Raw genomic sequence first — 7,438 nt, 5'->3', positions numbered from 1 at the left:
ACTTTATGGGTTCACATCATCCCAACGAATTGGAAATCCTTTTTGATTATTGATTATTTAGTTGATTCTTGTTTACCAACTTTTTCTTCTTCAGTAAAAGCTTTGTTTGATTTGTAAATATCATAAAGTACCCAAATCAATAAGGCTAATACTAAGAAATCAGTAGTATAAGCAATCGTGTTAGCCATGTGAGTTTGACTAGCTGTAATATCATCTCCGAAGAATCCAGCAACAGTACTAGGCATGTTGTAAAGGTTCAAGAAGATTAAAGTAACAACTGAAATCCAACCAGCAATTTTAATCCACATTGCATTTGCAAAACGTTTACCACGCATTTCAAGTTCACTATTAGTAAACATCAATAGTGGAAGCATTGAGAATGGTAAGGCAAAGGCCAAGAATATTTGAGAGTTTTCCATTAAATCATTCATAGCAGTATGTTGCGCAATCTTTGAATCGCCAGCAGTCATCAATACACAAAGTAAAACTGGGATGATTGATAGTAAACGAGTTACTAAACGACGTGCCCAAAGTGGCATTCTCATGTGAATGAAACCTTCCATAACAACTTGACCAGTTAAAGTACCAGTAATAGTTGAGTTTTGACCTGATGCCAACAAGGCAACAGCAAACAATGTTGAAAGGACACCAGTTTTAGCAACACTAGCTAATAAACCGTTACTCATGAACACTGGATCTTTAAGAGCTTGGTAAAGTCCGAAGAATGAAGTATCTTGAACAACACCTGATTTAAATACGGCAACTCCCATGATCAATAGCAATGCATTAACGAAGAATGCCATTGTTAATTGAATGTTTGAATCAAGAGCTGAGAATTTAACGGCACGTGCTACATCATCTTCATCATCATGATCAACTTTACGAGTTTGTGAGACAGCTGAGTGAAGGTATAAGTTATGAGGCATAACAGTGGCCCCAATGATTCCAAGTGAACCAGCCAATGGTGACATTCCGTGAACAACGGGAGTTTCTTTAACTGTATCAATACTTGGAACTAAACCTTTCATTACTCCTAGCCAATCAGGATTTGATAATGCAACTTCGTAAGCAAAAACGAAGAAGATAACTAAAATCAAAGCACAAACTATGGCTTCAATTTTTCTAAATCCAATTGATGTAAGTAAAAGTAATACCAAAACATCAAGAACAGTAATTAATACGGCAATTACAATTGGAATACCGAACAATAGGTAAAGCGCAATGGCTCCCCCAATAACTTCGGCAATATCAGTTGCCATGATGGCTAACTCAGTTGTAATCCAAAGTACAATTCCTAGTCCTTTACTAGTACGGGCACGAATTGCTTGTGCCAAGTCCATTTGTGTTACGATTCCAAGTTTAGCTGCCATATATTGCAATAACATCGCAATCAAACTTGAAATCAAGATAATAGACATTAACATGTATTGGAAGTTTTGTCCCCCAGTGATTGATGTTGCCCAGTTACCGGGATCCATGTAACCAACCGCAACTAGTTCACCTGGTCCTGAATACATTAATAATGTTTTCCAAAATCCAATATTTTTTGGAACTTCCACAGTACCATTAATTTCGTCTAATGATTTACCATTAGCATATTCAATTAAATGGTGCTTCTTTTTAGCTTCTGCCATCCGCAAAATCTCCTTTTCTATAAAACCAATATTAAATTCAAATTTATTGTACATTAAAAAAAAGCAGTTGTCATTAGAAATTTTTAATATGTTAAAATTATCGTAAGAGGTGTTCACAAATGTCACATAAAAAGAATAAAATCCACAAAACTTTAGTGGAACAAATCTTAGATCAACACAAAATTCCTTATCAACAAATTATCTTTCCTACCTATCAAGATGGTGATGTTTCCCAAATTAATACAGCAGATGGTGATTATCCGAAACATCAAATTTACAAAACCCTTGCTTTAACTGCCAAAGGTAATGGTCCGTTAGTCGGGGTGGTTCCCTTAGATGCCCGCTTGAGCTATAAAAAACTAGCTAAAGCTTCTGGCAATAAGAAGGTTGGGATGATTCCTTTGAAAGACCTCGTACAAGCGACCACGTACGAACATGGAGCTAACACTCCGATTGGAATTTACGAAAAGAAAGGCTATCCTATTTACTTTGACGAAAGCGCCAAGAAACAAGGCGACATTATTGTTTCATCTGGTCAAATTGGGCGCTCAGTATTAGTGAATGCTGAAGCAATTGCTAAATTAGTTCACGGTAAGTTTGCTGATATTGTCGAAATTTATGAATAAACAAAAAATCCAATCTCAATTGAGGTTGGATTTTATTTTAGCGAAAATTATAATGATGTGGTTCGTGTTTAATCACATGACTCACGTGATCAAAGGTCAACTCGATAATGCTTAAGATGTGCGGATCATCCAGGGTGTAACTGACGTATTTACCTTTTTTATTAAAAGAGATTAGCTGATGCTCCCGCAAAATAGCCAACTGATGTGAAACCACAGACTGAGCTAAATCTAATTTTTCCGCAATTTCATTGACGGTCATTTCGTTTGATTCTAATAAATAAAGCAGTTTCACCCGCGTCGGATTACTCAAAACTTTATAAATCTTAGTGGTCTCCGCTAATAGTTCATCATCAAAACTGTTTTTCAAAATTCATCATCCTACAATAATTTAATTAGATGGGCGATTAATCCACTATCGAATAACACATAAATTCCGATTAAAACGTAACAAATCTTCATCAAAATTTCTCCGTGTTTTTCAATTAGTGACTGCACCCAATGGCTACTCTCAACTGCTTTAGCTAGTAAAACAATTAATACCGTTAAGCATAGCAGATATAAACTAGCTTCGCCAAATTCTAGCCAACTCTTTCCAATTAAAACGGGAACAAAGATGGAAAGTACACAACCGGTACAGACTGATAGATAAGTCACAAAGACGGTGTAAATTGCTGATTTAGAAACCGTACTAGCTGCCTCATCGTCGCCATCTTTAAAGGCCATGTAAATCGGCAATAATCCTAAAATTCCTAAAATCCATTCTGGAAGAAACTTGCCTAAGACATCACCCACCACAAAACCAACTAATAATAGGGCAAAAACGGCCAAAGCATATCCAATCATGACTTTAATAGTCGAAAATTGTTGTAACAAGAAAATTAACATAATGAAAAAATCTATGTTAATTGCAATAAAAGTTAAGGTTAAGACTGAAAAATTCATAAAATGCTCCTCACATATGTTATATGCTAAATATAACATATGTTTTCTATAAATAAAGCAGAAACTTTAATTTCTGCTTTATTTATTAGAAGTCTTTATCATCTGGATTAAACGGTTTGATTTGATAAACCGTTGGCTTAGGTCGATTAACAATCTCTCGTTGCACTAGATAATCATCAATTTTTTTATAAATAAAGAGTGGTGAAATTTCTTGCACAACATCACTAAATTCGAGTTCAAACCAATTAATTGGTGAGGCCGTCAAATTCTGCATGTAAATTCGTTCCCGAATCATATGACAGTCAAGCGGTTTGATGCTGTTATTAAAGACCAAATCATTTGGCATTTCTTTAATAATGACGAACCTAAAGTTTCCAATCTTACGCCCTTTTTCCGTCGTATATTTAGGGACTTGATTTTGAAGAATTCCCTGTTGCAACAAATTATCCACAATTTGATGTAAGTAAGTACTAATATGTTGGTTTTTCTTAAATCCTAGGTAAAGTTGCACGTTTACCATATTATCAGTGCCCATCATATCAACGGTGTAATTACTTTCGTATGGCACATCCGTTTCATTAACTGAAACAAACCAATAAACTTGAGCTCTTTTAGGATCTTTATCCAAAATGGAATACATAACGTTTCGTTTAATCTGATAACCGTCATGCATTTTTGTCATATAAACTAAGTTCGTAGAATACATTGGAATGCTTTTATCTTCACTTAATTTTTCTAACTGATCACGATATTGCATTACATCAATATATTCACTCTCTTGATCGTAACGTTCACGAGCTTTGTTTCCAAAGTACCAAACCCACATCACGTACAAAATAATCATCATGATGAAGAGCGTGACATAACCACCGTGAACAAACTTCACCATGCTGGCAAGGAAGAAGACCACTTCAATACTACCAAAGAAGAGGACGACAGGAATGGCAACTTTGCTACCATATTGATCTTTCATGTACTCTCCAAGCAAAATCGTCGTCATTAGCATCGTCACAGTAATGGCAAGTCCATAAGCAGCTTCCATTTTTTCTGAACTACCAAAGTACCAAACGACACTTAAAGTAATCGCACAGAGAAACCAGTTCACCATTGGAACGTAAATTTGGCTTTTGGCATTACCAGTATGTTTAATAATCATCCGTGGCAATAATTTAAGCCCAATTGCTTCGGAAACTAAGGTAAATGATCCAGTAATCAAAGCTTGGGAAGCAATAATGGCAGCTAATGTCGCAATTATCGTTCCAAAAATTAACCAGGCATTCGGTAACATGCCATAGAAAGGGTTAATCGAAGTAAAATGAGTCGCAAAACTCTGACTTTGATAATGATTAATAATCCAAGCACCTTGCCCCAAATAGTTTAAGGTCAAAGCAGTATACACAATGGGCCAAGTCATGCGAATATTTGCTCGTCCCACGTGTCCCATGTCAGAATACAAGGCTTCGGCACCAGTAGTAGCAAGAAACACACTTCCTAAAATAAAGATTCCCGATTTATTTGCAGGACTGAAAAGCGTTTCCAGAGCCTTTAAAGGATTCAAAGCTTGAATAATTTGCGGATAACTAAAAATATTAATTACTCCAAAGACGCCTAAGAAAATAAACCAAAGCGTCATCACTGGTCCCAATAAACGTCCAATGACCGCTGTCCCAAAGTGTTGCGACATAAACACTAAAATTAAAATAATCGTCGTAATGATTAAAACGGTATGTTGATTAATTCCAAAGTTTTGGTTTTTTAAGCCTTCCACGGCTGAAGTCACTGTTACTGCGGGCGTTAACGTTCCATCAGCTAAGATGGAAGCTCCACCAACTAAAGCAAGAATAATCAACCATTTGGCGTTCTTTTTGACCAAGGCATACAGTGAGAAAATCCCACCTTCCCCGTGGTTATCAGCGTTCATCGCTAAAACAACGTATTTAAAAGTTGTGATAATCATTAACGTCCAAAAGATCAACGAAATCGCACCTATGACATAGGCTGGTGTAATGTTCATTGGCGCTTTAGCATCATTAATAATCGCGTTCATGACATACAGTGGCGAAGTTCCAATGTCACCATAAACAATCCCGATGGCAATAATCATGCCAGCAAGTGAAATCTTATTCGTATTTTTCATAATTTTCTCCTAAAGCTCTTTGTTTTCCCATTCCGCTTTAAATTGTTGAATGAATTCCGCCGCCACCGCAAACAAGCGCGCAATGCCTAGAGCCCCTAAAGCATCTAATCGATCAGCATCTTGCACAATTTGTCCTTCAATTGATAACGCGTAATGCTGTTCCAGATTTGCCGAAAACGACATATGTTCAATGATGTAAAAAATTTCATTAATTTCTGCAGTATCATAGCCAAACGCAATTAACTGACGGCGAACATCGGCTTTGCGGCCAGCCACCTCATCAGTTAATTTATCATCAAACACATCATGCAAATAAGCGGCCGTTAGTACCAGCTCGGCATTGGCCGTTTCATTTTGCAGAATTTTTTGGACGTTATTAACGACCCGCTGGACGTGGTCAAAGCCATGACCAGTTTGATCACCATTCATCATTTTGTAAGCATAGTTACGGACTTTATCAATTCACTTGGTCATCATCGCACCTCAAATAACTTCTAGTTGATTAGAGTTCGTTCCATTCTGATTTAAATTCTTCCACAAACCGTTGCATGTAAACTTTCCGTTCGTAGGCAATCGTTTTCGCAGTTCGCGTATTCATTTCATCCGCAATTTTAAATAGTTTTTCGTAGAAATGATTAATCGTCGTACTTCCATCACGATAATTATCCCGCGTCATTTTCCGGCGTGGTCTAATTTTGGGGTCATACATTTTATTACCATGAACTGCGCCATAAGCAAAGGTTCTTGCAATTCCAATCGCACCAATTGCATCTAATCGATCGGCATCTTGCACAATTTGTCCTTCTTTAGAAAGTTCTTGGTGTGCTTCTAAGTTATCAGCAAAGGACATATGTTCAATAATCGCAAAAACCTGTTCAATTTCAGCAGCTGAATAACCAAAATCAGCCAATTTCTGACGGGCATCTGCTTTGCGTCCAGCAACATCATCAGTTAACTTATCATCAAACACATCGTGCAGATAAGCAGCAGTCAAAACAATTTCCCCGTTTGCTGGTTCATTCGTTAATAATTTTAAAGCCATGTTGATAACTCGATCAATATGGTCAAAGCCATGACCAGAATGATCGCCAGCCATCATTTTTTCAGAATATGCACGTACTTGGTTTAGTTTTTCATTCATTTTATTCATTACCTTTTCATCTTGATGGTTTAACTTTTATTTTAGGACACAAAAAAACATCCGTAAACTACTACGGATGTTTTTTTAAGATTTTATTTTCAATTAAATCAACGTTAAAATTTCCATCAAAATTGGCACGACCACCACGAACAAGACGGTACTCGTTACCACAACGTTAGTTGCATACCCAACGTCTCCGTGAGAACGACCAACTAAAATTGGAAGAACAGCTAAACATGGCGCAGCAGCTTGAATTACAAAAGTACTCGTTTCTATACTTGGAATTGTAGCACCAGTGTGCATAAAGAAGATCAACACTGAAAGCATAATGGCCGGTGCAATCACGAATCGGGCCACTAAAGCTAGCACTGAGTCCCGGTCAAAGTGAATTGATTTCAATCCCGCATCGGCCAAAATAATTCCAATGTAGATTAGTGACAATGGAGTTACTAAACCACCTATCATTTCGAAGGTGTTTCCCAACATAGGAAATCCCTTGGGCTGCACGATAAAGGTAATTGGTAAGCCCAGGATTAGCCAAACTAAGGCCATAATGAATCCAATCAAAGGAGCTGGCAGTAACTTCTTCCAATTAAAGCCAGCGGCATTTTTTTCGCCTTTGACCTTAGTTGGATCATCAGCAGAGATAAAGAAGATTCCAATTGCCCAAGCTGAGATGGTATTCATGAGGTAGTAAATCAAGAAAAATGGTAAGACTTGATCACCGAATAAGGCCAAGTTTAATGGCATTCCAATGAAAATCGTATTGGCATTGACCGCCACGTTAATAAACGTGCCCCGTCGTCCCTTTTGAATCTTAAAAATTTTAACTAAAGCAATCGCAATGACATACCCCAGTAAGAAACTCAAAAAGACGTAGAATAAACTGCTGGATAAACTAAGTAATTTGTTTCGATTTAGCTTAGTTACCACTGACTTGAACTACTCCCACTTAGCT

At 37.1% G+C, this 7,438-nt stretch carries 7 protein-coding genes and 1 pseudogene; 1 reads left to right on the top strand and 7 read right to left on the bottom strand.

All coding sequences use genetic code 11. The annotated features are described in order from the left end of the window. Positions 1-53 precede the first annotated feature (53 nt). Positions 54-1,634 (bottom strand): Nramp family divalent metal transporter, encoded by a 1,581-nt coding sequence (locus tag FD36_RS05865; RefSeq protein ID WP_056958736.1) that lies wholly within the window; start codon positions 1,632-1,634, stop codon positions 54-56. Between the two features lie 119 nt (positions 1,635-1,753). On the opposite strand from FD36_RS05865, the gene FD36_RS05860 reads away from it, so the two are divergent. Further along, positions 1,754-2,260 carry an aminoacyl-tRNA deacylase gene (locus FD36_RS05860; protein WP_056958734.1) on the top strand — a complete coding sequence of 169 codons (507 nt, stop codon included), beginning with the start codon at positions 1,754-1,756 and terminating at the stop codon, positions 2,258-2,260. A gap of 37 nt (positions 2,261-2,297) precedes the next feature. Here FD36_RS05860 and FD36_RS05855 read toward each other — a convergent pair whose 3' ends face one another. The 6 genes and pseudogenes from FD36_RS05855 to FD36_RS05830 form a co-directional block, all read right to left on the bottom strand. Further along, on the bottom strand, positions 2,298-2,627 hold the full coding sequence (locus FD36_RS05855) for an ArsR/SmtB family transcription factor (protein ID WP_056958732.1): 330 nt from the start codon (positions 2,625-2,627) through the stop codon (positions 2,298-2,300). Between the two features lie 11 nt (positions 2,628-2,638). Then, a complete protein-coding gene (locus FD36_RS05850) occupies positions 2,639-3,202 on the bottom strand; it encodes a cadmium resistance transporter (RefSeq protein WP_056958730.1) in 564 nt (187 codons plus the stop codon). 85 nt (positions 3,203-3,287) lie between these two features. Beyond that, a complete protein-coding gene (locus FD36_RS05845) occupies positions 3,288-5,339 on the bottom strand; it encodes a KUP/HAK/KT family potassium transporter (protein ID WP_056958728.1) in 2,052 nt (683 codons plus the stop codon). Between the two features lie 9 nt (positions 5,340-5,348). Then, a complete protein-coding gene (locus FD36_RS05840; protein WP_056958726.1) occupies positions 5,349-5,771 on the bottom strand; it encodes an HD domain-containing protein in 423 nt (140 codons plus the stop codon). A gap of 70 nt (positions 5,772-5,841) precedes the next feature. After that, the gene (locus FD36_RS05835; RefSeq protein ID WP_082610640.1) at positions 5,842-6,489 is read right to left on the bottom strand and encodes an HD domain-containing protein; all 648 of its coding nucleotides are present in this window, start codon (positions 6,487-6,489) and stop codon (positions 5,842-5,844) included. Positions 6,490-6,582: 93 nt separating this feature from the next. Next, a pseudogene (locus tag FD36_RS05830) lies at positions 6,583-7,422 on the bottom strand (AEC family transporter); the annotation flags it as partial. Positions 7,423-7,438: the final 16 nt, after the last annotated feature.

The sequence above is a fragment of the Fructilactobacillus sanfranciscensis DSM 20451 genome, from assembly GCF_001436035.1.
Taxonomy (GTDB): Bacteria; Bacillota; Bacilli; order Lactobacillales; family Lactobacillaceae; genus Fructilactobacillus; species Fructilactobacillus sanfranciscensis.
This window is presented reverse-complemented; position numbering and strand designations above follow the sequence as displayed.

What these genes read in the sequence shown, in the direction of transcription:
- FD36_RS05860 (WP_056958734.1), top strand. Translation starts at nt 1,754, where the DNA reads ATGTCACATAAAAAGAATAAAATCCACAAAACTTTAGTGGAACAAATC.
- FD36_RS05865 (WP_056958736.1), bottom strand. Translation starts at nt 1,634, where the DNA reads ATGGCAGAAGCTAAAAAGAAGCACCATTTAATTGAATATGCTAATGGT.
- FD36_RS05840 (WP_056958726.1), bottom strand. Translation starts at nt 5,771, where the DNA reads ATGATGAATGGTGATCAAACTGGTCATGGCTTTGACCACGTCCAGCGG.
- FD36_RS05850 (WP_056958730.1), bottom strand. Translation starts at nt 3,202, where the DNA reads ATGAATTTTTCAGTCTTAACCTTAACTTTTATTGCAATTAACATAGAT.
- FD36_RS05845 (WP_056958728.1), bottom strand. Translation starts at nt 5,339, where the DNA reads ATGAAAAATACGAATAAGATTTCACTTGCTGGCATGATTATTGCCATC.
- FD36_RS05835 (WP_082610640.1), bottom strand. Translation starts at nt 6,489, where the DNA reads ATGAATAAAATGAATGAAAAACTAAACCAAGTACGTGCATATTCTGAA.